This is a genomic window from Citrobacter sp. Cpo065 (assembly GCF_030332805.1).
Lineage (GTDB): Bacteria > Pseudomonadota > Gammaproteobacteria > Enterobacterales > Enterobacteriaceae > Citrobacter > Citrobacter portucalensis.
On record NZ_JAOWHC010000017.1, the window covers coordinates 12,441 to 36,893 of the forward strand.

Consider the following 24,453-nt stretch of genomic DNA (forward strand, 5'->3'; position numbering starts at 1 on the left):
AATAAATTTCCTGTTGTAATGTGGATTCAATCTCGCAAATACAAATCTGCGAACCGAATAATAAGCACCACAACACAACATCACGGAGTACACCATCATGGCTAACTACTTTAATACACTGAACCTGCGCCAGCAGCTGGCACAGCTGGGTAAATGTCGCTTTATGGGTCGCGACGAATTCGCCGATGGTGCGAGCTACCTTCAGGGTAAAAAAGTGGTCATCGTCGGCTGTGGCGCCCAGGGTCTGAACCAGGGCCTGAACATGCGTGACTCCGGTCTGGATATCTCCTACGCACTGCGTAAAGAAGCCATTGCTGAGAAGCGTGCTTCCTGGCGTAAAGCGACCGAAAACGGCTTCAAAGTGGGTACCTACGAAGAGCTGATCCCGCAGGCTGATCTGGTGGTTAACCTGACGCCGGACAAGCAGCACTCCGACGTTGTGCGTTCTGTACAGCCGCTGATGAAAGACGGCGCGGCGCTGGGTTACTCCCACGGCTTCAACATCGTGGAAGTGGGCGAGCAGATCCGTAAAGACATCACCGTTGTGATGGTGGCACCGAAATGCCCGGGTACTGAAGTTCGTGAAGAGTACAAACGTGGTTTCGGCGTACCTACGCTGATCGCCGTTCACCCGGAAAATGATCCGAAAGGCGAAGGCATGGCGATTGCTAAAGCCTGGGCTGCGGCCACCGGCGGTCACCGTGCTGGCGTACTGGAGTCCTCCTTCGTTGCGGAAGTGAAATCTGACCTGATGGGTGAGCAGACTATCCTGTGCGGTATGCTGCAGGCCGGTTCTCTGCTGTGCTTCGATAAGCTGGTGGAAGAGGGTACTGACCCGGCATATGCTGAAAAACTGATTCAGTTCGGCTGGGAAACCATCACCGAAGCGCTGAAGCAGGGCGGCATCACTCTGATGATGGACCGTCTTTCTAACCCGGCGAAACTGCGTGCTTACGCGCTGTCTGAAAAGCTGAAAGAGATCATGGCACCGCTGTTCCAGAAACACATGGACGACATCATCTCCGGTGAATTCTCTTCCGGCATGATGGCTGACTGGGCCAACGACGATAAGAAACTGCTGACCTGGCGTGAAGAGACCGGCAAAACCGCGTTCGAAACCGCTGCCCAGTTCGACGGTAAAATCGGCGAGCAGGAATACTTTGATAAAGGCGTTCTGATGATTGCGATGGTGAAAGCGGGCGTTGAGCTGGCGTTCGAAACCATGGTGGATTCCGGCATCATCGAAGAATCTGCTTACTACGAATCACTGCACGAACTGCCGCTGATCGCCAACACCATTGCCCGTAAGCGTCTGTACGAAATGAACGTGGTTATCTCTGATACCGCAGAATACGGCAACTACCTGTTCTCTTACGCTTGCGTACCGCTGCTGAAAGAGTTCATGACCACCCTGCAGACCGGCGACCTGGGCAAAGCGATTGCTGAAGGCGCGGTAGACAACGCGCAACTGCGTGACGTGAACGATGCGATTCGCGGCCATGCTATCGAGAAAGTGGGCCAGAAACTGCGTGGCTACATGACCGATATGAAGCGCATTGCGGTCGCAGGATAATTCCTCATAGAGGAATGGCATATCAACAGCGCTTCGTAGGCCGGATAAGTGAAGCGCTATCCGGCAAAAAAAGCCCGGTGTTTAAACACCGGGCTTTCTATTAGTTACGGTACAGCACTTTAATGATGTGGTAACCGAACTGAGTGTGCAGCGGACCGGTTGGCTCCAGCACAGGGCAGGAAAAGACCACTTTGTCGAACGCCGGAACCATCTGGCCCTGACGGAATTCGCCTAAATCACCGCCGCGTTTGCCTGATGGGCAGATGGAGTGTTTCTTCGCCAGTTTGCCGAAGTCGGCGCCGTTTTTAATCTGTTCCAGAAGATCCAGTGCCAGTTTCTCTTCTTTAACAAGGATATGCACTGCTGCTGCTGTTTTTGCCATGATCGTGCCTTGAGTGGGGTGGTTAAGGCTGGCTATACTACCACGCTGTTATTCTCCCCTCCCGACTTTCATGAGTGACCCTTTATGCGTTTGAACCCCGGACAACAACAAGCCGTCGAATTCGTCACCGGACCTTGCCTGGTGCTGGCGGGAGCGGGTTCCGGCAAGACGCGTGTTATCACCAACAAAATAGCCCATCTGATCCGTGAATGTGGCTATCAGGCACGACATATTGCGGCAGTGACCTTTACCAATAAGGCTGCGCGCGAGATGAAAGAGCGCGTGGCGCAAACGCTGGGTCGTAAAGAGGCGCGTGGGTTGATGATCTCCACTTTCCACACACTGGGACTGGATGTCATTAAGCGCGAATATGCGGCGCTGGGGATGAAGTCGAACTTCTCGCTGTTTGACGATACCGACCAGGTGGCCCTGCTTAAGGAACTGACCGAAGGGCTAATTGAAGACGATAAGCTTATTCTCCAGCAGCTGATCTCGACGATCTCCAACTGGAAAAACGATCTGATGACTCCGGCGCAGGCGGCAGCCAGCGCAAAGGGCGAGCGCGATCGTATTTTTGCCCACTGCTATGGTCTGTATGACGCGCATATGAAGGCGTGTAACGTCCTCGATTTTGACGATCTTATCCTGCTTCCTACTCTGCTGCTACAGCGCAATGAAGAAGTGCGTGAGCGCTGGCAAAACAGAATCCGCTACCTGCTGGTGGATGAATATCAGGATACCAACACCAGCCAGTATGAGCTGGTGAAGTTGCTGGTAGGGAAACGTGCGCGCTTTACCGTCGTGGGCGATGACGATCAGTCGATCTACTCCTGGCGCGGCGCCCGTCCGCAGAACCTGGTACTGTTGAGCAAAGATTTTCCGGCTTTACAGGTGGTGAAGCTGGAGCAAAACTACCGTTCATCAGGTCGCATCCTTAAGGCGGCGAACATCCTCATTGCGAACAATCCACACGTCTTTGAAAAGCGGCTCTTTTCTGAGCTGGGCTACGGCGCTGAGCTGAAGGTGCTGAGCGCAAATAATGAAGAGCATGAAGCCGAACGTGTGACCGGGGAATTAATTGCCCATCACTTTGTGAACAAGACGCAATATAAAGACTACGCCATCCTTTATCGCGGTAATCATCAGTCGCGCGTGTTCGAAAAGTTTCTGATGCAGAACCGTATCCCGTACAAAATTTCCGGCGGAACATCGTTCTTCTCGCGTCCGGAGATTAAAGATTTGCTGGCCTACCTGCGTGTGCTGAGCAACCCGGATGACGACAGCGCATTTTTGCGCATCGTAAACACGCCAAAGCGTGAAATCGGTCCGGCCACGCTGCAAAAGTTGGGTGAATGGGCGATGACGCGTAATAAAAGCCTGTTTACCGCCAGCTTTGATATGGGGCTTAGCCAGACACTGACCGGGCGCGGGTATGATTCTCTGACCCGCTTTACGCACTGGCTGGGTGAAATTCAGCGCCTGGCGGAGCGCGAACCGGTTGCCGCTGTACGCGATCTGATTCACGGTATTGATTACGAATCCTGGCTGTATGAAACCTCGCCGAGCCCGAAAGCGGCTGAAATGCGTATGAAAAACGTCAATACGCTGTTCAGCTGGATGACGGAGATGCTGGAAGGCAGTGAGCTGGAAGAGCCGATGACCCTGACCCAGGTCGTTACCCGCTTTACCCTGCGCGACATGATGGAGCGTGGAGAGAGCGAAGAAGAGCTGGATCAGGTGCAGTTGATGACGCTGCATGCATCAAAAGGGCTGGAGTTCCCTTACGTGTTTATGGTGGGAATGGAAGAAGGATTTTTGCCGCACCAGAGCAGTATCGATGAAGACAATATCGACGAAGAACGTCGTCTGGCTTACGTAGGGATTACGCGTGCACAGAAAGAACTCATCTTCACTCTGTGTAAAGAGCGTCGTCAGTATGGTGAGCTGGTGCGTCCGGAACCGAGTCGTTTCCTGCTGGAGCTGCCACAGGATGACGTTATCTGGGAACAAGAGCGTAAAGTGGTGAGCGCTGAGGAGCGGATGCAAAAAGGGCAGGCCAGCATCGCTAATATTCGGGCAATGATGGCGAAAGCTAAAGCAAAGTAGGTATTCTGTAGGCCGGATACGTGTAAACGCGCGCTATCCGGCAACCAACATCTAATGAACGTCCAACGGCCAGTGGACATAGCTTTGCCACTGACTTTCCTGATCGATTAACTCTTTACCCAGCGGATGATGTTCCAGCCAGCCTTCTGGTAGCGTGACCGTCAGGTGCTCGTTTCTTGCATCCATTTGAATTTCCGGCACAAGATCGTCACGGCGACGGCTGGCGAAGATGATCGCCAAACGTAGCAAACGGCAAAGATGCTCCGCGATGCGCGGTGGCACTGCGTTTTGCTGGTGGAGCGAAGAGAGATCGACGGGGTTGGTCTGGTTGAGTAACAGCGTTGCTAGCAGTTTCTTTTGCGCAGGGGTAAAACCCGGGAGATCGAGATTGCGCACCAGATAAGCGGCATGCTGTGGCGCCTGTTTAAAATCAACGCTCAGGCCAATTTCATGCAGCTGACAGGCACTAATCAGTAGTTCGCGGCTAATCGGTTCAAGATGCCACTTTTTTTCTACCTGATCGAGAAATTTAGTCGCTAAATTGGCAACGCGATGTGCTTGCTCTGTATCGACCATAAAGCGACGCTGGATATTTCGTAATGTGCGGCTACGAATATCCTGATCCACCGCCAGATGCAGCATGCCGTAGACCAGACCTTCACGTAATGCGCCGCCGGCCAAGGTCATGCATTGAATGTTCAGTTCGGTGAAAATAGCAATCAGAATGGCCAGCCCGCTGGGGAAAACCAGCGCACGTTCCAGCGTTAACCCTTCGATTTCCAGCTCTTCCAGACGACCGCAGTGAATGGCGCGCTGCTTAAGCTGCTGAAGTTTGGCCAGCGTAATGCGCTCATCCATACCCTGCGCCATCATGATTTCCTGCAACGCCTGGACGGTACCAGAGGCACCAACGCAAACTTTCCAGCCATGAAAACGCAGTTTGTCGGCGACCGGGCGCAGAACTTCACGTGCGGCCTTCTCTGCCTCGTCAAAGTTATCCTGTGCCAGATTACGATCGGTAAAATAACGTTCGAGCCAGGTGACGCAGCCCATCGACAGGCTGAACAGAGAGGTGGTTTGTGCGCCGGAACCGGTGACTAATTCAGTGCTGGCGCCACCAATATCCACAACCAGACGCTGATCGGCACCGCCGGTTGTGTGGGCCACACCTTGATAAATCAGTCGCGCTTCTTCTTCACCGCTAATTACCTGGACAGGGCAGCCAAGGATCTCTTGCGCTTTAGCAATAAACACATCGGAATTTACGGCGATGCGTAATGTTGCCGTGGCGACCACCCGGATTTGAGGATGCGGAATATCCTGCAGACGTTCTGCAAACAAGCGCAAGCATTGCCAGCCGCGCTCCATCGCTTCAACAGAGAGCTCGTTGTCACCGTTGAGTCCAGCGGCCAGACGCACTTTGCGTTTGATACGCGTGAGCGTCTGGATGCTTCCTGCCACCTCGCGTACAACCAGCATATGAAAACTATTCGAGCCGAGATCGATTGCTGCATACAGCGAAGTAGAATTCATACACTTCATCCTTCAACCTGTATCTGTGTTGGCTGCGTTCTCTCACCCGAATCATTTACTAAAATAAGCTCATCGGGATTCGTTTTCTTGCCGCCTTGATACAGGCTGAATGATTTTGTGTATGGCATAACTTTTCTTAACCTGAACGACGACGATTACGCGGAGCACCACCGGTACGGCGTGGGCCATTGCCTGTACGCGGGCGCGTTAAGCGCAACGGCTTCGGCAGATCGGTCATCAGCGCATCCGGGTTATATTTGCTGACCGGAATCGAGTGGCCGATATAGGTCTCGATTGCGGGTAAATTCAGCGCGTACTCTTCACAGGCCAGGCTGATAGAGTGACCGCTTGCGCCAGCACGTCCGGTACGACCGATTCGGTGAACGTAATCTTCACAGTCATCCGGCAGGTCATAGTTAAATACGTGCGTTACTGCTGGGATATGCAGGCCACGCGCAGCGACATCCGTCGCAACGAGAATGTCGAGATCGCCACGGGTGAACTCATCAAGAATACGCAGACGTTTTTTCTGTGCTACGTCACCGGTCAGCAGACCGACGCGATGACCGTCCGCAGCAAGGCTGCCCCAGATATCTTCACAACGATGCTTGGTGTTAGCAAAAACAATGGCGCGATCTGGCCACTCTTCTTCAATCAGCGTTTGCAGCAAACGCATTTTCTCTTCGTTGGAAGGGTAGAAGAGCTCTTCTTTAATGCGGTGGCCAGTTTTCTGTTCCGGTTCGACTTCAACGTACTCAGCGTTATTCATCTGTTCGAACGCCAGTTCGCGAACGCGGTAAGAGAGGGTTGCAGAAAACAGCATGTTCAGACGTTGGGTGGTTGGCGGCATACGACGGAACAGCCAACGGATATCTTTAATAAAGCCCAGATCGTACATACGATCGGCTTCATCCAGCACCACGACCTGAATCGCGCCCAGATTAATGTGGTTCTGTTTTGCATAGTCGATGAGACGACCGGTCGTGCCGATAAGAATATCGACGCCGCTTTCCAGCACTTTCAGCTGTTTATCGTAACCGTCGCCGCCATACGCCAGGCCTAATTTCAGACCAGTGGTCTGTGCCAGCGGCTCGGCATCGGCGTGGATCTGCACGGCTAACTCACGCGTTGGCGCCATAATTAACGCACGCGGTTGGTTCACCTTGCGATCGGCAATCTCGGGATGAGAGAGAAGATAATGAAACGTTGACGTCAGGAACGCCATCGTTTTTCCGGTACCGGTTTGCGCCTGCCCGGCAACATCACGACCAGCCAGCGTTAGCGGCAGCGCGAGGGCCTGAATGGGCGTACAGTTATGAAAGCCTTTATTTTCAAGGGCTTCTATCACCTTTGGGTGCAGGGCGAAGTCGGAAAACTTCTGTTCTGTTAAATGTGTTTTGCTCATAGTGTGGTAGAATATCAGCTTACTATTGCTTTACGAAAGCGTATCCGGTGAAATAAAGTCAACCTTTAGTTGGTTAATGCTACATCAACACGTCGTTGATTAATGCTACACCAATGCACCAGGCTTATTCCTGTGGAGTTATTATGAGCGATAAAATTATTCACCTGACTGACGACAGTTTTGACACGGATGTACTCAAAGCGGACGGAGCAATCCTCGTTGATTTCTGGGCAGAGTGGTGCGGTCCGTGCAAAATGATCGCTCCGATTCTGGATGAAATCGCTGACGAATATCAGGGCAAACTGACGGTTGCTAAACTGAACATTGACCAAAACCCAGGCACCGCGCCGAAGTATGGTATCCGTGGCATCCCGACCCTGCTGCTGTTTAAAAACGGCGAAGTTGCGGCGACGAAAGTCGGCGCGCTGTCCAAAGGTCAGTTGAAAGAATTCCTCGACGCTAATTTAGCGTAAGGAAGTCTCATGATCGGGCGACCCTACTTCGAAATGATTCGGATGACTGGACGCCCGACTTGAGTCGTGCTAAGTTAGTGTTGACTTCGTATTAAACATACCTTATTAAGTTTGAATCTAGTTATATCCAATACTTCCCGTTGTTTCTCGCGCGAGAAGTGGACAGATTCCTGGCTTGTCACTCAATCCGTCTTGTCGTTTCAGTTCTGCGTACTTTCCTGTGACCAGACAGCGAACAGACATGAGTTGATGGCCGTAAACAGGCATGGATGACCCTGCCATACCATTCACAACATTAAGTTCGAGATTTACCCCAAGTTTAAGAACTCACACCATTATGAATCTTACCGAATTAAAGAATACGCCGGTTTCTGAGCTGATCACTCTCGGCGAAAATATGGGCCTTGAAAACCTGGCTCGTATGCGCAAGCAGGACATTATTTTTGCCATCCTGAAGCAGCACGCAAAGAGTGGCGAAGATATCTTTGGTGACGGTGTGCTGGAGATATTGCAGGATGGATTTGGTTTCCTCCGCTCTGCAGACAGCTCCTACCTCGCCGGTCCTGATGACATCTACGTTTCTCCCAGCCAAATCCGCCGTTTCAACCTCCGCACTGGTGATACCATTTCTGGTAAGATTCGCCCGCCGAAAGAAGGTGAACGCTACTTTGCGCTGTTGAAAGTTAACGAAGTTAACTACGACAAACCAGAAAACGCCCGTAACAAAATCCTCTTTGAGAACTTAACGCCTCTGCACGCAAACTCTCGTCTGCGTATGGAACGTGGTAACGGTTCTACTGAAGACTTAACGGCGCGTGTACTGGATCTGGCATCGCCGATCGGTCGTGGCCAACGTGGTCTGATTGTTGCTCCGCCGAAAGCGGGTAAAACCATGCTGCTGCAGAACATCGCGCAGAGCATTGCATACAATCATCCTGACTGCGTGCTGATGGTACTGCTGATTGACGAACGTCCGGAAGAAGTTACCGAGATGCAGCGTCTGGTGAAAGGTGAAGTGGTTGCCTCTACCTTTGACGAACCAGCCTCCCGCCACGTTCAGGTTGCGGAAATGGTTATCGAGAAGGCGAAACGTCTGGTTGAACACAAGAAAGACGTTATCATTCTGCTTGACTCCATAACCCGTCTGGCGCGTGCATATAACACCGTGGTTCCGGCTTCCGGTAAAGTACTGACCGGTGGTGTGGACGCCAACGCCCTGCATCGTCCGAAGCGTTTCTTTGGTGCTGCACGTAACGTGGAAGAGGGCGGTAGCCTGACCATCATCGCTACTGCGCTGATTGATACCGGCTCTAAAATGGATGAAGTTATCTACGAAGAGTTTAAAGGTACCGGCAACATGGAACTGCATCTCTCTCGTAAGATTGCTGAAAAACGCGTCTTCCCGGCTATCGACTACAACCGTTCCGGTACCCGTAAAGAAGAGCTGCTCACTACCCAGGAAGAGCTGCAGAAAATGTGGATCCTGCGCAAAATCATCCATCCGATGGGTGAAATCGACGCAATGGAATTCCTCATTAACAAACTGGCGATGACCAAGACCAACGACGATTTCTTCGATATGATGAAGCGTTCCTGATTCGGGCATCATCTGAAAACGCCACGTTTTTACGTGGCGTTTTGCTTTTGTGGATGTAATCTTAACGACACAATAATAATAATCCGGTATGACATACCGCCTGGCGATGAAGGGTTGTAATTCGTATTTTGTGGTTAATAATCATACAGAACCACCTGATATGGAATCGGGTTTCTCTTCTGAATAATCGCCTGGATGGTTATACTTCATATATTGATATTCTTTGAGAGTATGTATAGTGAATTTACTGACAGCAAGTACTGATCTCATCAGTATTTTTTTATTCACAACGCTGTTTCTTTTCTTTGCCCGTAAGGTTGCGAAAAAGATAGGATTGGTGGATAAACCCAACTTCCGCAAACGTCATCAGGGACTGATTCCGTTGGTTGGGGGGATTTCGGTTTACGCAGGCATTTGCTTTACGTTCCTCATCGCCGATTATTATATCCCGCATGCAACTCTCTACCTGGCTTGTGCCGGTGTACTGGTGTTTATCGGTGCGCTGGACGACCGCTTTGATATCAGTGTAAAAATCCGTGCGACCATCCAGGCTATCATCGGCATCATTATGATGGCGGTAGGTAAGCTCTATCTGTTGAGCCTTGGGTTCATTTTTGGCCCTTGGGAAATGGTGCTCGGTCCTTTTGGCTATTTCCTTACCCTTTTCGCCGTTTGGGCTGCAATTAACGCCTTTAACATGGTGGATGGGATTGATGGTCTGTTAGGCGGGCTATCCAGCGTATCATTCGCCGCAATGGGGCTTATCTTGTGGTTTGACGGCCAGACAAGCCTGGCTATCTGGTGTTTTGCCATGATCGCCGCCATTCTGCCTTACATCATGCTGAACCTGGGTATTCTCGGACGTCGCTATAAGGTCTTTATGGGTGATGCGGGGAGTACGCTGATTGGCTTTACGGTCATCTGGATCCTGCTGGAGACCACTCAAGGTAAAACGCATCCTATTAGCCCGGTCACCGCACTGTGGATTATTGCCATTCCGTTAATGGATATGGTGGCGATCATGTATCGTCGTTTACGTAAAGGTATGAGCCCTTTCTCCCCGGACCGCCAACATATTCATCATTTAATTATGCGCGCCGGGTTTACCTCCCGACAGGCTTTTGTCCTGATTACGCTGGCTGCTGCGATCCTGGCTTCTATCGGCGTGTTGGCTGAATATTCTCGGGTCGTTCCGGAATGGGTGATGCTGGTGCTCTTTTTACTGGCATTTGTCTTGTACGACTATTGTATTAAACGTGCCTGGAAGGTAGCGAGATTTATCAAACGCTGGAAGCGCAAGTTGCGTAGAAACCGTGACAGTAAACCAAACTTAACCAAATAAATTGAGGGTACGATGACACAACCATTACCGGGGGAACATGCCATGAGCGCTGAAAATGAACTGGACATCCGTGGGTTGTTTCGTACTTTGTGGACAGGGAAGGTGTGGATCGTCGGTATGGCTCTCGCCTTCGCGTTAGTCGCTCTCGCCTATACGTTTTTTGCTCGTCAGGAGTGGAGCGCGACGGCGATTTCAGACAGGCCAACGGTTAATATGTTGGGCGGCTATTACTCTCAGCAGCAGTTCTTACGTAACCTGGACATCAAGGCCAGTCTTGCATCTGCGGATCAGCCGTCAGTGATGGATGAGGCCTATAAAGAATTTATCATGCAGCTTGCCTCATGGGATACGCGCCGTGAATTCTGGCAGCAGACTGATTATTACAAGCAACGTATGGTGGGGAACAGTAAAGCCGATGCGGCGATGCTGGATGAACTGATTAATAACATTCAGTTTATGCCCGGCGATGCGGTTCGTAATACCAATGACAGCGTGAAGCTGATTGCCGAAACGGCACCTGATGCCAACAATCTGTTGCGTCAGTACGTCGCGTTTGCCAGTCAGCGTGCGGCGCGTCATCTGAACGACGAGTTAAAGGGAGCCTGGGCTGCGCGCACTGTGCAGATGAAGGCGCAGGTTAAACGCCAGGAAGAAGTGGCGAAATCGATTTTCTCTCGCCGAGTTCACAACATTGAGCAGGCTCTCAAAATTGCTGAACAGCATAATATTTCGCGTACTTCCACTGACGTTCCGGCTGAAGAGCTACCCGATTCTGAACTGTTTTTGCTTGGACGTCCTATGCTGCAGGCGCGACTCGAAAACCTGCAATCTGTTGGTCCCGATTTCGATCTGGACTACTTCCAAAACCGAGCCATGCTTAACACACTGAACGTTGGGCCAACTCTGGATCCGCGTTTTCAGACCTATCGTTATTTGCGTACGCCGGAGGAACCGGTAAAACGTGACAGCCCTCGTCGTGCCTTCCTGATGATTATGTGGGGCATCGTTGGGGCTCTGATCGGTGCTGGTGTCGCGTTAACCCGTCGCCGCACGATTTAGCAATATCGTTGCAGTGAGGGGCTGGGCCCTCACTGCCAATCCGAAGAGAATCGATGTGAAAGTACTGACTGTATTTGGCACGCGACCGGAGGCCATAAAAATGGCACCTCTGGTTCATGCGCTGGCAAAAGATCCTGATTTTGAGGCAAAAGTTTGCGTCACGGCGCAGCATCGGGAGATGCTCGATCAGGTGTTGAACCTCTTTTCCATTGTACCTGACTACGATCTCAATATTATGCAGCCAGGTCAGGGACTAACAGAAATTACCTGCCGAATACTGGAAGGATTAAAGCCAATTCTGGCTGATTTTAAACCTGACGTTGTGTTAGTTCACGGCGATACCACAACCACCATTGCTACTAGCCTGGCCGCGTTCTATCAGCGCATCCCGGTAGGGCATGTGGAGGCAGGCTTACGTACAGGCGATCTCTACTCTCCCTGGCCGGAAGAGGCGAACCGTACGCTGACCGGGCATCTGGCGATGTATCATTTTGCACCAACAGAAAACTCGCGCCAAAACCTGTTACGGGAAAACATTTCTGATAGCCGTATCTTCGTTACAGGTAATACGGTTATTGATGCGTTGATCTGGGTACGCGATCGCGTACTGGCGAGTGATGCATTACGAGCTGAACTAGCAGAGCATTACCCATTCCTGAGCTCGGATAAAAAGATGATACTGGTGACCGGTCATCGTCGGGAAAGCTTCGGTCGTGGTTTTGAACACATTTGTCATGCGCTGGCGGAAATTGCCGCGGCCAATCAGAACGTACAGATTGTCTATCCGGTGCACCTGAATCCTAACGTCAGCGAACCGGTTAATCGCATTCTGGGGCACGTTGAAAACGTCATCCTGATTGAACCGCAGGATTATATGCCGTTTGTCTGGCTGATGAATCACGCCTGGCTGATCCTTACCGACTCTGGCGGGATTCAGGAAGAAGCCCCATCTCTGGGGAAACCGGTACTGGTGATGCGCGAAACGACGGAACGTCCGGAAGCGATTACTGCAGGCACAGTACGTCTGGTAGGGACCGACCCGCAGCGTATTGTCGAAGAAGTCACGCGTTTGCTGCATGACGACAATGAATATCAGACCATGAGCCGCGCCCATAATCCGTATGGTGACGGGCAGGCATGTGGCCGCATTTTACACGCGTTAAAAAATAATCGGATATCGCTATGAGTTTTACGACCATTTCTGTCATTGGGCTGGGTTATATCGGACTGCCGACGGCGGCTGCCTTTGCTTCCCGTCAAAAGCATGTGATTGGCGTAGATGTAAATCAACACGCGGTGGATACCATTAATCGCGGTGAAATTCATATCGTTGAGCCAGATTTGGGCGCCGTGGTGAAAACGGCGGTCGAAAATGGATTTCTGCGTGCGACCACAACCCCTGTAGATGCGGATGCCTATCTGATTGCTGTGCCTACTCCGTTTAAGGGGGAGCACGAACCCGATATGGTTTATGTGGAAGCCGCGGCTAAATCTCTTGCACCGGTGCTGAAAAAAGGCGCGTTGGTGATCCTTGAATCGACGTCGCCTGTCGGGGCCACTGAACAGATGGCCACATGGCTTGCAGAAATGCGGCCTGACCTGACGTTCCCGCAGCAAGTCGGTGAACACGCGGACGTTAACATTGCTTATTGCCCAGAGCGCGTGCTGCCGGGCCAGGTGATGGTTGAACTGATTAAAAACGACCGCGTGATTGGGGGTATGACCTCCGTCTGTTCCGCGCGTGCTAGCGAACTGTACAACATTTTCCTGGAGGGCGAATGTGTCGTGACCAACGCCCGTACGGCGGAAATGTGCAAACTGACTGAGAATAGCTTCCGCGACGTCAATATCGCTTTCGCCAATGAGTTGTCGCTGATTTGCGCCGATCAGGGGATCAACGTCTGGGAACTGATTCGACTGGCAAATCGCCATCCGCGCGTGAATATTTTACAACCGGGTCCGGGGGTTGGCGGGCACTGTATCGCGGTTGATCCGTGGTTTATCGTGGCGCAGAACCCGCAGCAGGCGAAATTGATTCGCACCGCGCGTGAGGTAAACGACGGTAAACCTCATTGGGTGGTTGATCAGGTAAAAGCTGCCGTGGCCGACTGTCTGGCGGATACCAATAAACGGGCCAGCGAAGTGAACATTGCCTGTTTTGGTCTGGCATTTAAACCGAATATTGATGACTTACGTGAAAGCCCGGCGATGGGAATTGCGCAAAGCATCGCGCATTGGCACAAAGGCGAAACATTGGTAGTGGAACCGAACATCCATCAACTGCCGAAAAAACTGGACGGTCTGTGCCAACTGGCAGCGCTGGACGATGCCCTGGCTAGCGCCGATGTGCTGGTCTTGCTGGTCGACCATAATGAATTTAAAGCCATTAAAGGCGATGCGGTTCACCAGCAATATATCGTTGATACCAAAGGGGTCTGGCGCTAATGAAACGAATTCTGGTTACCGGTGGAGCGGGATTCATTGGCTCGGCGGTTGTACGGCATATCATTCAGGAGACTCAGGATGCGGCAATTGTGGTCGATAAGCTGACCTATGCCGGAAACCTGATGTCGCTGGAGCCGGTTGCACAGAATCCTCGTTTTACCTTTGAGAAAGTCGATATCTGCGATCGAGCTTCGCTCGACAGGGTGTTTCAACACTATCAGCCGGACTGCGTGATGCATCTGGCGGCAGAAAGCCACGTCGATCGCTCAATTGATGGTCCGGCCGCCTTTATCGAAACTAACATCGTGGGAACCTACACGCTGTTGGAAGCGGCGCGCGCTTACTGGAGTGATTTAACCAGCGAGAAAAAATCAGCGTTTCGTTTCCACCATATCTCGACTGACGAGGTGTATGGCGACCTGCATTCTACGGATGATTTCTTCACTGAAACCACACCGTATGCACCGAGCAGCCCTTATTCCGCGTCGAAAGCCAGCAGCGATCATCTGGTTCGTGCCTGGCTGCGTACCTACGGTCTGCCAACGCTGATAACCAACTGTTCTAACAACTATGGTCCGTACCATTTCCCGGAAAAACTGATTCCGCTGATGATCCTCAACGCATTGGCGGGGAAGCCGTTGCCGGTTTACGGCAATGGGCAACAGATCCGTGACTGGTTGTATGTAGAAGATCACGCCAGGGCGCTCTATTGTGTGGCGAGAACGGGCGCGGTGGGAGAAACCTATAATATCGGTGGCCATAACGAGCGTAAAAACCTGGAAGTTGTCGAAACGGTTTGCAGCCTGTTGGAAGAGCTGGCACCGCAAAAGCCGCAGGGTATCGCGCAGTACCGCGACTTGATCGCTTTTGTGGACGATCGCCCGGGTCATGATTTGCGTTATGCCATTGACGCGTCGAAAATTGCGCGTGAACTAGGCTGGATGCCGCAAGAAACGTTTGAAAGCGGAATGCGCAAAACCGTGCAGTGGTATCTGGCTAATCAGGCATGGTGGAAACCCGTGCAGGACGGCAGTTACCAGGGCGAACGTTTAGGTCTGAAGGGCTAACAGCCTGGTTTTGGCTCCCGGAGGAGACAACGCATGAAAGGTATCATTCTGGCGGGTGGCTCAGGTACTCGCCTGTATCCCATTACGCGTGGCGTATCGAAGCAGCTATTGCCTATTTACGATAAGCCGATGATTTACTACCCGTTATCAGTATTGATGCTGGCGGGAATTCGCGAAATCCTGATTATCACTACACCGGAAGATAAAGGCTATTTCCAGCGCTTACTGGGCGATGGATCTGAGTTCGGCATTGAATTGCACTATGCTGAGCAACCCAGTCCGGATGGATTAGCACAGGCGTTTATCATTGGTGAAACGTTCCTTAACGGTGAACCATCATGTCTGGTGTTAGGAGACAATATCTTCTTTGGTCAGGGATTCAGTCCAAAACTGCGTCACGTAGCCGCCAGAACGCAAGGCGCGACGGTGTTTGGTTACCAGGTGATGGATCCTGAACGTTTTGGTGTCGTGGAGTTTGACGACAATTTTCGAGCTATCTCGCTGGAAGAGAAGCCGAAAGCACCAAAATCCAACTGGGCAGTGACTGGTCTCTATTTCTATGACAGCAAGGTGGTGGAATATGCAAAACGCGTAAAACCTTCTGAGCGTGGGGAGCTGGAGATTACGTCTATCAACCAGATGTATCTTGATGACGGGCATTTGACGGTCGAATTGCTTGGGCGTGGCTTTGCCTGGCTGGATACCGGTACGCATGACAGTTTGATCGAAGCGAGCACGTTTGTGCAGACGGTGGAGAAACGTCAGGGCTTTAAAATAGCCTGTCTGGAAGAAATCGCCTGGCGTAACGGTTGGCTGGATGACGAAGGCGTGAAGCGTGCTGCCAGTTCACTGGCCAAAACGGGTTATGGTCAATACCTGCTGGAGCTGCTCCGTGCTCGTCCGCGCCAGTATTGAGCCGCTTAGCTGGGAAAATACGTTCTTTGGCGTGAATAGCGCCATTGTGCGTTTTGACCAACACGCGCCGGTTCTGACTGCGGATATGTTGCAGCCCTGGTCGCGGGTACAGGCAAAAATTCCTGCCGCCAATACCCATGAATTAGACGCCCTGCAACAGTTGGGCTTCTCACTGGTTGAAGGTGAAGTGGATTTTGTGCTGCCGGTGATGTGTGCGCATGGCGACCCCGGTGCGCAGATCGCACAAACTACGGATATCCCTGCATTACGCCAACTGGCAGGGCAGGCGTTCGCGCAAAGTCGTTTTCGTGCCCCGTGGTATGCCGCAGATGCCAGCACGCGTTTTTATGCGCAGTGGATTGAAAACGCGGTGCTGGGGACGTTCGATCATCAATGCCTCGTTTTTCGTACACAGGCAGGTGATATTCGTGGCTATGTCTCGCTGCGTGAACTGAATGCGACCGATGCGCGAATTGGCCTGCTGGCCGGGCGTGGGGTGGGAGCAGAACTGATGCAGGCTGCCCTTTGCTGGGCGCAGGCTCGCGGTAAAACAACATTACGCGTGGCAACCCAAATGGGCAATACCGCCGCGCTTAAACGTTATATACACAGTGGTGCGAATGTGGAAAGCACCGCGTATTGGTTATACAGGTGACACGATGATTCCATTTAACGCACCGCCGGTGGTGGGCACTGAACTCGATTACATGCAGTCTGCGATGAACAGCGGTAAACTGTGTGGCGACGGCGGCTTTACCCGTCGTTGCCAACAGTGGCTGGAACAGCATTTTGGCAGCGAGAAAGTATTGCTGACGCCTTCCTGCACTGCATCGCTTGAGATGGCGGCATTGCTGCTGGATATCCAGCCTGGCGATGAAGTCATTATGCCGAGCTATACGTTTGTCTCCACGGCCAATGCTTTCGTGCTGCGCGGCGCGAAAATTGTCTTTGTTGATATCCGCCCGGATACCATGAACATTGACGAAACGCTGATTGAAGCGGCGATCACCGACAAGACCCGCGCTATCGTTCCGGTGCATTACGCGGGCGTAGCCTGTGAAATGGATACCATCATGGCGCTGGCGACCAAACATAACCTGTTTGTCGTGGAAGATGCGGCCCAGGGCGTCATGTCGACTTACAAAGGTCGGGCGCTGGGGACGATTGGTCACATCGGTTGCTTTAGCTTCCATGAGACCAAAAACTATACCGCAGGCGGTGAAGGTGGTGCGACGCTGATTAATGATAAAAAATTAGTCGAACGTGCAGAGATCATCCGTGAAAAAGGAACTAACCGCAGCCAGTTTTTCCGCGGTCAGGTGGATAAGTATACCTGGCGTGATATTGGCTCCAGCTATCTGATGTCCGATCTGCAGGCTGCCTATCTGTGGGCGCAACTGGAAGCGGCTGACCGTATTAACCAGCAGCGTCTGGCGCTGTGGCAGAACTACTATGATGCTCTCGAACCGCTGGCGCGTGTCGGACGCATTGATCTGCCTTCTGTCCCGGAAAACTGCGTGCAGAATGCCCATATGTTTTATATCAAGCTGCGCGATATCGACGATCGCACGGCGTTGATTAACTTCTTGAAAGAAGCTGAAATTATGGCGGTGTTCCACTATATCCCGCTACATGATTGTCCGGCTGGCGATAAATTCGGCGTATTTGCCGGTGTTGATCGTTTCACCACTAAAGAGAGCGAGCGTCTGCTTCGCTTGCCGCTGTTTTACAACCTGTCGCCAGTAAACCAGCGAACGGTCATTTCGACCTTACTCAACTACTTCGCCTGATATGTCGCTTGCTAAAGCGTCCTTATGGACGGCAGCCAGTACGCTGGTAAAAATTGGTGCAGGTTTGCTGGTCGTGAAGCTGCTGGCGGTGTCGTTTGGCCCGGCAGGCGTGGGGCAGGCGGGTAACTTCCGCCAGATGGTCACCGTGCTTGGTGTCCTGGCGGGGGCCGGCATTTTCAACGGCGTCACGAAATATGTTGCGCAGCATCATGACGATCCGACCCGGCTCCGTAAGGTAGTCGGTACATCTTCCGCGATGGTGCTGGGATTCTCTACGCTGATGGCGGTGATTTTTCTGCTGGCGGCCGCGCCAATCAGTCAGGGATTGTTTGGCCATACTCATTATCAGGGGCTGGTAAGACTGGTTGCGCTGGTGCAGATGGGTATTGCCTGGGCGAACCTGCTGCTGGCGTTGATGAAGGGCTTTCGTGATGCGGCGGGTAACGCGCTGTCGCTGATTGTGGGTAGCTTGGTGGGCGTAGTGGCTTATTATGGCTGTTATCGCCTGGGAGGGTATGAAGGCGCTTTGCTGGGTCTGGCGTTAGTGCCCGCGTTGGTCGTTATCCCCGCCGCTATTATGCTGATTAAGCGTGGGGCAATTCCCCTGCATTACCTGAAACCCTCGTGGGATAACGGCCTGGCTGGACAGCTAAGCAAGTTTACCCTGATGGCGCTGATTACCTCCGTAACGCTGCCTGTGGCATACGTGATGATGCGAAACCTGCTGGCGGCGCAGTACAGTTGGGATGATGTGGGGATTTGGCAGGGAGTAAGCAGTATCTCTGATGCTTATCTGCAATTCATTACCGCCTCATTCAGCGTTTACTTGCTTCCGACGTTGTCTCGACTGACCGAAAAGCGCGACATTACGCGCGAGGTGGTTAAGTCGCTGAAGTTCGTGTTACCGGCGGTTGCCGCTGCGAGCTTTACTGTTTGGTTGCTGCGTGATTTTGCGATCTGGCTGCTTTTCTCCGCAAAATTCACCGCCATGCGCGATCTGTTTGCCTGGCAACTGGTCGGCGATGTACTGAAAGTTGGGGCGTATGTCTTTGGGTATCTGGTGATCGCGAAAGCATCGCTGCGGTTTTATATTTTGGCTGAAATTAGCCAGTTCATGTTATTGACGGTGTTTGCTCACTGGCTGATCCCTGCACACGGTGCGCTGGGTGCGGCACAGGCTTATATGGCAACGTACATCGTCTATTTTTCTCTTTGTTGTGGCGTGTTTTTACTCTGGCGTAGGCGGGCATGACTGTACTGATTCACGTTCTGGGATCGGATATCCCTCACCATAACCAAACCGTGTTGCGGTTTTTCAACGACTCGCTGGCCGCGACGAGCGAGCATGCGCGCACGTTTATGGTTGCCGGTCAGGATGCGGGACTCAGTGAGAGCTGCCCGGCGTTATCGCTAAGCTTCTACAGCGGGAAAAAGGCGCTTGCTGACGCTGTGATCGCGAAAGCAAAAGCGGATCGCCAACAGCGTTTCTTCTTCCACGGCCAGTTCAACACCAGCCTGTGGCTGGCGCTGCTGAGTGGCGGGATTAAACCGGCGCAGTTTTACTGGCATATCTGGGGCGCTGATTTATACGAAGTCTCCAGTGGGCTGAAATTCCGCCTGTTTTACCCGATTCGCCGCATGGCGCAGAATCGTGTGGGCTGCGTGTTTGCCACACGGGGCGATTTACGTTATTTCGCCGAGCAACATCCCCGTGTGCGGGGTGAGTTGCTCTATTTCCCAACGCGAATGGATCCGTCACTCAATAACATGAGCAATGATTGCCAGCGCAGCGGCAAGATGACGGTGCTGGTTGGCAACTCTGGCGATCGCAGCAATGAGCATGTTGCCGCGCTTCGCGCCGTCCATCAGCAGTTTGGCGACACGGTGAATGTGATTGTGCCGATGGGTTATCCCGCCAATAATGCGGCCTATATCGACGAGGTTCGCCAGGCTGGCCTGGCATTATTTAGCGCTGATAATCTGCAAATTTTGAGTGAAAAGCTGGAATTTGACGCTTATCTCGCGTTATTGCGTCAATGCGATTTGGGTTACTTTATTTTTGCCCGTCAACAGGGAATCGGTACCCTGTGTTTGCTGATCCAGGCGGGTATCCCATGCGTGCTCAACCGTGAAAATCCCTTCTGGCAGGATATGGTGGAACAAAATCTTCCGGTGTTATTTACCACTGATGATCTCAATGAAGGCGTCGTACGTGAAGCGCAGCGCCAGTTGGCATCGGTAGATAAAAATACTATTACCTTCTTTAGCCCGAATTATCTGCAGCCGTGGCACAACGCGCTGCGCATTGCTTCAGGAGAAACCGTATGAGCCTGATGCAATTCAGCGGTCTTCTGGTGGTCTGGCTGCTCTCCACCTTGTTTATCGCCACGCTGACCTGGTTTGAGTTCCGCCGCGTGCGTTTTAACTTCAATGTTTTCTTCTCATTGTTGTTCTTGCTGACGTTCTTCTTCGGATTCCCGTTAACCAGCATCCTGGTGTTCCGCTTTGATGTGGCAGTGGCTCCGCCGGAGATCCTGCTGCAGGCCTTGCTGTCAGCCGCCTGTTTCTATGCCGTCTACTACGTGACGTATAAAACGCGCTTGCGCAAACGAGTAGATGATAAGCCGCGCAGGCCGCTGTTTACCATCAATCGTGTTGAAGCCCATTTGACCTGGGTTATCCTGATGGCGATTGCGCTGGTGAGCGTGGGCATCTTCTTTATGCACAACGGATTCCTGCTGTTCAGACTGCAATCCTATAGCCAGATTTTTTCCAGTGAAGTCTCTGGCGTCGCTCTGAAGCGTTTCTTCTACTTCTTCATTCCGGCAATGCTGGTGGTTTATTTCTTGCGTCAGGACAGCAAAGCGTGGGTGTTCTTCCTCGTGAGTACCGTCGCGTTTGGTTTGCTGACCTATATGATTGTGGGTGGGACGCGGGCCAATATCATTATCGCGTTTGCCATCTTCTTGTTTATCGGCATTATTCGCGGCTGGATTTCGCTGTGGATGTTGGCCGCTGCAGGCGTGTTGGGCATTGTCGGGATGTTCTGGCTGGCGTTGAAGCGCTACGGAATGAGCGTTAGCGGCGATGAGGCGTTCTATACGTTCCTGTACCTTACGCGCGACACCTTCTCACCGTGGGAGAACCTGGCGCTGTTGCTGCAGAATTACCACAATATTGAGTTCCAGGGGCTGGCGCCGATTGTCCGTGACTTCTACGTCTTTATTCCCTCCTGGCTGTGGCCTGGGCGGCCGAGTATTGTACTCAACTCAGCGAACTACTTTACCTGGGAAGTGTTGAACAACCACTCAGGACTGGCGATTTCGCCGACGTTAATTGGTTCACTGGTGGTGATGGGCGGGGCGCTGTTTATACCATTAGGCGCGATTGTTGTTGGGCTCATCATCAAGTGGTTCGACTGGCTGTATGAGCTAGGTAACCGAGAAACCAATCGCTATAAGGCGGCGATTTTGCACAGTTTCTGTTTTGGCGCCATTTTCAATATGATCGTGTTGGCACGTGAAGGGCTGGATTCGTTTGTCTCACGAGTGGTCTTTTTCCTCGTGATTTTCGGCGTTTGCCTACTGGTGGCAAAATTGTTGTTCTGGCTGTTTGATAGCGCGGGACTCATTCATAAACGAATCAAATCGCTGCCCCGGACACAGATTGAAGGATCGTAATGACAGATAACACAACTGCGCCGCTGTATTCGCTGCGCGGATTACAACTGATTGGCTGGCGCGATATGCAACATGCGCTGAATTACCTGTTTGCCGAAGGACGCCTCAGGTCAGGAACGCTGGTGGCTATCAACGCTGAGAAGATGCTGACAGCAGAAGATAACCCTGAAGTGAGGGAGCTGATCAACGCCGCGGAGTTCAAGTATGCGGATGGGATTAGCGTGGTGCGTTCGGTGCGCAAAAAATTCCCACAGGCGCAGGTTTCACGCGTGGCCGGAGCTGACCTTTGGGAAGCGTTGATGGCGCGAGCTGGGCAAAACGGAACGCCAGTTTTCCTGGTTGGCGGCAAGCCTGAAGTTCTGGCACAAACAGAAGCAAAACTACGTGCGCAGTGGCGTGTGAACATTGTGGGTAGTCAGGACGGTTATTTTACCCCAGAGCAGCGTCAGGCGTTGTTTGAGCGTATTCACGCCAGCGGTGCGCAAATTGTGACGGTGGCGATGGGTTCGCCAAAACAAGAGATCTTTATGCGTGATTGCCGCAAGACTCACCCCGACGCGCTGTATATGGGCGTAGGGGGCACCTACGACGTCTTTACCGGTCACGTTAAGCGTGCGCCTAAAATCTGGCAAAATCTGGGGCTGGAGTGGCTGTATCGCTTATTGTCGCAGCCGAGCCGTATTACTCGACAACTTCGCTTATTACGCTATCTCCGCTGGCACTATACCGGCAACCTCTGACGCCCTCTCTCCTCTGATAAGTAGCGTGATCTGCTAATTACGCTACTTATTCACAACATAATCGCTGCTTTATCGCACAATCTATTCATTTTTTGAATGCTTTAATTGCCATTTAAGCGATTTTAGGAAACCATTCGCAACAATCATTGCAGTGCCGTGGTGTTTTTGGCGCCAACCGTAAAGCGGTCGGTGCCGCATGGCCTGTTATGGCATAACAAGATGTACCCATAACGAGAACCGGTAATACCGGACAGCATGCAAACACATCAAGAGGATTTATGGCTGAGAACAAACCTGAGCTACAGCGTGGGCTGGAGGCTCGTCACATCGAATTAATTGCCCTTGGGGGCACTATTGGCGTTGGGCTATTTATGGGGGCCGCCAGTACCCTTAAATGGGCGGGACCTTCGGTTCTGCTGGCGTATATCGTCGCCGGGCTGTTCGTGTTTTTCATTATGCGTTCTATGGGGGAGATGTTATTCCTCGAGCCGGTTGCAGGTTCATTCGCTGTTTACGCTCACCGTTATATGAGCCCCTTCTTTGGCTATCTCACCGCCTGGTCATACTGGTTTATGTGGATGGCGGTGGGGATCTCAGAGATTACCGCCATCGGGGTGTATGTGCAGTTCTGGTTCCCGGAAATGGCGCAATGGATACCCGCACTGATCGCGGTAGGACTGGTTGCGTTGGCAAACCTCGCTGCGGTTCGCCTGTATGGTGAAATTGAGTTCTGGTTTGCCATGATCAAAGTGACCACCATCATTGTGATGATCGTCATTGGGGTTGGGGTGATTTTCTTCGGCTTTGGCAATGGCGGCCAGGCGATTGGTTTTGGCAACCTGACCGAGCACGGCGGCTTCTTTGCTGGGGGCTGGAAGGGCTTCCTGACGGCATTGTGTATTGTTGTGGCGTCTTACCAGGGCGTGGAGCTGATCGGTATCACTGCAGGGGAAGCGAAGAATCCACAGGTCACGCTGCGTAGCGCGGTGGGTAAAGTGCTGTGGCGCATTCTGATTTTCTACGTTGGTGCGATTTTTGTCATCGTCACTATTTTCCCGTGGAATGAGATTGGCAGCAACGGCAGCCCGTTTGTTCTCACCTTTGCCAAGATTGGTATTACTGCTGCGGCAGGGATTATTAACTTTGTGGTGCTGACGGCGGCGCTGTCTGGCTGTAACAGCGGCATGTACAGCTGTGGGCGTATGCTCTACGCGCTGGCAAAGAATCGCCAGCTTCCTGCCGTTGTTGGAAAAGTATCACGCCATGGCGTGCCGGTTGCCGGAGTGGCTATTTCTATCGCGATCCTGCTGATTGGCTCATGCCTGAACTACATCATTCCTAACCCGCAGCGCGTGTTTGTTTATGTCTATAGTGCCAGCGTGTTGCCGGGGATGGTGCCGTGGTTTGTGATCCTGATAAGCCAGTTGCGTTTCCGTCAGGCGCATAAAGCGGCGATTGCCAGTCATCCATTCCGCTCCATTCTGTTCCCGTGGGCGAATTATTTGACGATGGCGTTCCTGATTTGCGTATTAATTGGCATGTACTTTAATGAAGATACCCGAATGTCGCTTTTTGTTGGCATGGGTTTCTTACTGGCCGTGACGCTCATTTATAAGGTTTTTGGTCTGAATCGTCATGGCACAGCCCATAAATTGCGGGAATAAGCGACAAAACGCACAAACCATGACCAAACGATAATTTATTTTAAAAAAGCACTAGACAGAAGACCGAGACCTCCGTAATATCCAGCCCCGCAACGGCGCTAAGCGCCCGTAGCTCAGCTGGATAGAGCGCTGCCCTCCGGAGGCAGAGGTCTCAGGTTCGAATCCTGTCGGGCGCACCATTTAGTAGGGTGCCAGAGCTGCGGTGGTTTTAATACCGCGTAAAAGATTTGCAGTGGTGGCTATAGCTCAGTTGGTAGAGCCCTGGATTGTGATTCCAGTTGTCGTGGGTTCGAATCCCATTAGCCACCCCATTAATTTAAAGTTGTGAAATGCGAAGGTGGCGGAATTGGTAGACGCGCTAGCTTCAGGTGTTAGTGTCCTTAGGATGTGGGGGTTCGAGTCCCCCCCCTCGCACCACGACTTAAAGAATTGAACTAAAAATTCAAAAAGCAGTAAAACGGCGAGTAGCGCAGCTTGGTAGCGCAACTGGTTTGGGACCAGTGGGTCGGAGGTTCGAATCCTCTCTCGCCGACCAATTTTGAACCCCGCTTCGGCGGGGTTTTTTGTTTTCAGATTTTCCCTTCTTAGCCTGCGCATCTGCGAATTTCCTGAAGTCTTAAAAAGTCCGAATACCTGGTTTTTGCAGTGCAATCGTGGCATGCGTTGTGCAATAATATGCGGG

21 protein-coding genes and 4 tRNA genes are annotated in these 24,453 nt (G+C 52.1%); 22 read left to right on the forward strand and 3 right to left on the reverse strand.

From position 1 onward, the window contains the following. Positions 1-97: 97 nt before the first annotated feature. Positions 98-1,573: a ketol-acid reductoisomerase gene (ilvC, locus tag OGY68_RS00135; protein WP_057067461.1), complete on the forward strand. Its 1,476-nt coding sequence runs from the start codon at positions 98-100 to the stop codon at positions 1,571-1,573. Positions 1,574-1,673: 100 nt separating this feature from the next. Here the strand turns inward: ilvC and ppiC are convergent, their stop codons facing one another. After that, positions 1,674-1,955, reverse strand: coding sequence for a peptidylprolyl isomerase PpiC (gene ppiC / locus OGY68_RS00140; RefSeq protein WP_003017999.1), 282 nt, complete (start codon positions 1,953-1,955; stop codon positions 1,674-1,676). A gap of 84 nt (positions 1,956-2,039) precedes the next feature. Between ppiC and rep the strand changes: the two genes are divergently transcribed. Continuing rightward, the gene (gene rep, locus OGY68_RS00145; protein ID WP_057067462.1) at positions 2,040-4,061 is read left to right on the forward strand and encodes a DNA helicase Rep; all 2,022 of its coding nucleotides are present in this window, start codon (positions 2,040-2,042) and stop codon (positions 4,059-4,061) included. A gap of 51 nt (positions 4,062-4,112) precedes the next feature. Here rep and gppA read toward each other — a convergent pair whose 3' ends face one another. Together gppA and rhlB are read right to left on the reverse strand one after the other, a co-directional pair. Beyond that, on the reverse strand, positions 4,113-5,594 hold the full coding sequence (gene gppA, locus OGY68_RS00150; RefSeq protein ID WP_057067463.1) for a guanosine-5'-triphosphate,3'-diphosphate diphosphatase: 1,482 nt from the start codon (positions 5,592-5,594) through the stop codon (positions 4,113-4,115). A gap of 136 nt (positions 5,595-5,730) precedes the next feature. Then, entirely contained in the window at positions 5,731-6,999 is a 1,269-nt protein-coding gene (gene rhlB / locus OGY68_RS00155) for an ATP-dependent RNA helicase RhlB (RefSeq protein ID WP_057067464.1), read from the reverse strand. 143 nt (positions 7,000-7,142) lie between these two features. On the opposite strand from rhlB, the gene trxA reads away from it, so the two are divergent. From trxA to OGY68_RS00255, 20 genes are all read left to right on the forward strand, one after another. Then, positions 7,143-7,472, forward strand: coding sequence for a thioredoxin TrxA (trxA, locus tag OGY68_RS00160; RefSeq protein WP_001280776.1), 330 nt, complete (start codon positions 7,143-7,145; stop codon positions 7,470-7,472). 130 nt (positions 7,473-7,602) lie between these two features. Then, positions 7,603-7,722 (forward strand): rho operon leader peptide, encoded by a 120-nt coding sequence (locus tag OGY68_RS00165; RefSeq protein WP_049259789.1) that lies wholly within the window; start codon positions 7,603-7,605, stop codon positions 7,720-7,722. 87 nt (positions 7,723-7,809) lie between these two features. Beyond that, entirely contained in the window at positions 7,810-9,069 is a 1,260-nt protein-coding gene (gene rho / locus OGY68_RS00170) for a transcription termination factor Rho (protein ID WP_002437993.1), read from the forward strand. 238 nt (positions 9,070-9,307) lie between these two features. After that, positions 9,308-10,411, forward strand: coding sequence for a UDP-N-acetylglucosamine--undecaprenyl-phosphate N-acetylglucosaminephosphotransferase (gene wecA / locus OGY68_RS00175; protein WP_032945680.1), 1,104 nt, complete (start codon positions 9,308-9,310; stop codon positions 10,409-10,411). 12 nt (positions 10,412-10,423) lie between these two features. Next, positions 10,424-11,470 carry an ECA polysaccharide chain length modulation protein gene (wzzE, locus tag OGY68_RS00180; RefSeq protein WP_003829003.1) on the forward strand — a complete coding sequence of 349 codons (1,047 nt, stop codon included), beginning with the start codon at positions 10,424-10,426 and terminating at the stop codon, positions 11,468-11,470. Positions 11,471-11,525: 55 nt separating this feature from the next. Continuing rightward, positions 11,526-12,656 carry a non-hydrolyzing UDP-N-acetylglucosamine 2-epimerase gene (wecB, locus tag OGY68_RS00185; protein WP_032934208.1) on the forward strand — a complete coding sequence of 377 codons (1,131 nt, stop codon included), beginning with the start codon at positions 11,526-11,528 and terminating at the stop codon, positions 12,654-12,656. Further along, positions 12,653-13,915, forward strand: coding sequence for a UDP-N-acetyl-D-mannosamine dehydrogenase (gene wecC, locus OGY68_RS00190; protein ID WP_057067465.1), 1,263 nt, complete (start codon positions 12,653-12,655; stop codon positions 13,913-13,915). Before wecB ends, wecC begins: the two co-directional genes overlap by 4 nt. Continuing rightward, complete coding sequence (rffG, locus tag OGY68_RS00195) at positions 13,915-14,982, forward strand: dTDP-glucose 4,6-dehydratase (RefSeq protein ID WP_057067466.1); 1,068 nt, start codon at positions 13,915-13,917, stop codon at positions 14,980-14,982. Before wecC ends, rffG begins: the two co-directional genes overlap by 1 nt. Before the next feature lie 33 nt (positions 14,983-15,015). Then, complete coding sequence (gene rfbA / locus OGY68_RS00200; RefSeq protein ID WP_032945685.1) at positions 15,016-15,897, forward strand: glucose-1-phosphate thymidylyltransferase RfbA; 882 nt, start codon at positions 15,016-15,018, stop codon at positions 15,895-15,897. Then, positions 15,875-16,552, forward strand: coding sequence for a dTDP-4-amino-4,6-dideoxy-D-galactose acyltransferase (gene rffC, locus OGY68_RS00205; protein WP_057067467.1), 678 nt, complete (start codon positions 15,875-15,877; stop codon positions 16,550-16,552). Before rfbA ends, rffC begins: the two co-directional genes overlap by 23 nt. A 4-nt stretch (positions 16,553-16,556) precedes the next feature. Further along, positions 16,557-17,687: a dTDP-4-amino-4,6-dideoxygalactose transaminase gene (gene rffA / locus OGY68_RS00210; protein ID WP_008787075.1), complete on the forward strand. Its 1,131-nt coding sequence runs from the start codon at positions 16,557-16,559 to the stop codon at positions 17,685-17,687. Position 17,688: 1 nt separating this feature from the next. Next, the gene (wzxE, locus tag OGY68_RS00215) at positions 17,689-18,939 is read left to right on the forward strand and encodes a lipid III flippase WzxE (RefSeq protein WP_003017971.1); all 1,251 of its coding nucleotides are present in this window, start codon (positions 17,689-17,691) and stop codon (positions 18,937-18,939) included. Beyond that, entirely contained in the window at positions 18,936-20,015 is a 1,080-nt protein-coding gene (locus OGY68_RS00220) for a TDP-N-acetylfucosamine:lipid II N-acetylfucosaminyltransferase (RefSeq protein WP_057067468.1), read from the forward strand. Before wzxE ends, OGY68_RS00220 begins: the two co-directional genes overlap by 4 nt. Next, a complete protein-coding gene (gene wzyE, locus OGY68_RS00225) occupies positions 20,012-21,367 on the forward strand; it encodes an ECA oligosaccharide polymerase (protein WP_020996101.1) in 1,356 nt (451 codons plus the stop codon). The genes OGY68_RS00220 and wzyE overlap by 4 nt, the downstream gene beginning before the upstream one ends. Further along, complete coding sequence (gene wecG, locus OGY68_RS00230; protein WP_048237111.1) at positions 21,367-22,107, forward strand: lipopolysaccharide N-acetylmannosaminouronosyltransferase; 741 nt, start codon at positions 21,367-21,369, stop codon at positions 22,105-22,107. The genes wzyE and wecG overlap by 1 nt, the downstream gene beginning before the upstream one ends. A 278-nt stretch (positions 22,108-22,385) precedes the next feature. Continuing rightward, the gene (thrP, locus tag OGY68_RS00235) at positions 22,386-23,771 is read left to right on the forward strand and encodes a bifunctional threonine/serine APC transporter ThrP (protein ID WP_003828980.1); all 1,386 of its coding nucleotides are present in this window, start codon (positions 22,386-22,388) and stop codon (positions 23,769-23,771) included. A gap of 102 nt (positions 23,772-23,873) precedes the next feature. Beyond that, positions 23,874-23,950: transfer RNA gene (locus tag OGY68_RS00240), tRNA-Arg, on the forward strand. Between the two features lie 56 nt (positions 23,951-24,006). Then, positions 24,007-24,082 (forward strand) — tRNA-His (locus OGY68_RS00245). A gap of 20 nt (positions 24,083-24,102) precedes the next feature. Beyond that, positions 24,103-24,188 (forward strand) — tRNA-Leu (locus tag OGY68_RS00250). A 41-nt stretch (positions 24,189-24,229) separates the two neighbouring features. Then, positions 24,230-24,306, forward strand: a tRNA-Pro gene (locus tag OGY68_RS00255). Positions 24,307-24,453: the final 147 nt, after the last annotated feature.

Coding starts and splice junctions, on each gene's coding strand:
- ilvC (WP_057067461.1), top strand. CDS start 98: ATGGCTAACTACTTTAATACACTGAACCTGCGCCAGCAGCTGGCACAG.
- ppiC (WP_003017999.1), bottom strand. CDS start 1,955: ATGGCAAAAACAGCAGCAGCAGTGCATATCCTTGTTAAAGAAGAGAAA.
- rep (WP_057067462.1), top strand. CDS start 2,040: ATGCGTTTGAACCCCGGACAACAACAAGCCGTCGAATTCGTCACCGGA.
- gppA (WP_057067463.1), bottom strand. CDS start 5,594: ATGAATTCTACTTCGCTGTATGCAGCAATCGATCTCGGCTCGAATAGT.
- rhlB (WP_057067464.1), bottom strand. CDS start 6,999: ATGAGCAAAACACATTTAACAGAACAGAAGTTTTCCGACTTCGCCCTG.
- trxA (WP_001280776.1), top strand. CDS start 7,143: ATGAGCGATAAAATTATTCACCTGACTGACGACAGTTTTGACACGGAT.
- rho (WP_002437993.1), top strand. CDS start 7,810: ATGAATCTTACCGAATTAAAGAATACGCCGGTTTCTGAGCTGATCACT.
- wzzE (WP_003829003.1), top strand. CDS start 10,424: ATGACACAACCATTACCGGGGGAACATGCCATGAGCGCTGAAAATGAA.
- wecC (WP_057067465.1), top strand. CDS start 12,653: ATGAGTTTTACGACCATTTCTGTCATTGGGCTGGGTTATATCGGACTG.
- rffG (WP_057067466.1), top strand. CDS start 13,915: ATGAAACGAATTCTGGTTACCGGTGGAGCGGGATTCATTGGCTCGGCG.
- rfbA (WP_032945685.1), top strand. CDS start 15,016: ATGAAAGGTATCATTCTGGCGGGTGGCTCAGGTACTCGCCTGTATCCC.
- rffA (WP_008787075.1), top strand. CDS start 16,557: ATGATTCCATTTAACGCACCGCCGGTGGTGGGCACTGAACTCGATTAC.
- wzxE (WP_003017971.1), top strand. CDS start 17,689: ATGTCGCTTGCTAAAGCGTCCTTATGGACGGCAGCCAGTACGCTGGTA.
- OGY68_RS00220 (WP_057067468.1), top strand. CDS start 18,936: ATGACTGTACTGATTCACGTTCTGGGATCGGATATCCCTCACCATAAC.
- wzyE (WP_020996101.1), top strand. CDS start 20,012: ATGAGCCTGATGCAATTCAGCGGTCTTCTGGTGGTCTGGCTGCTCTCC.
- wecG (WP_048237111.1), top strand. CDS start 21,367: ATGACAGATAACACAACTGCGCCGCTGTATTCGCTGCGCGGATTACAA.
- thrP (WP_003828980.1), top strand. CDS start 22,386: ATGGCTGAGAACAAACCTGAGCTACAGCGTGGGCTGGAGGCTCGTCAC.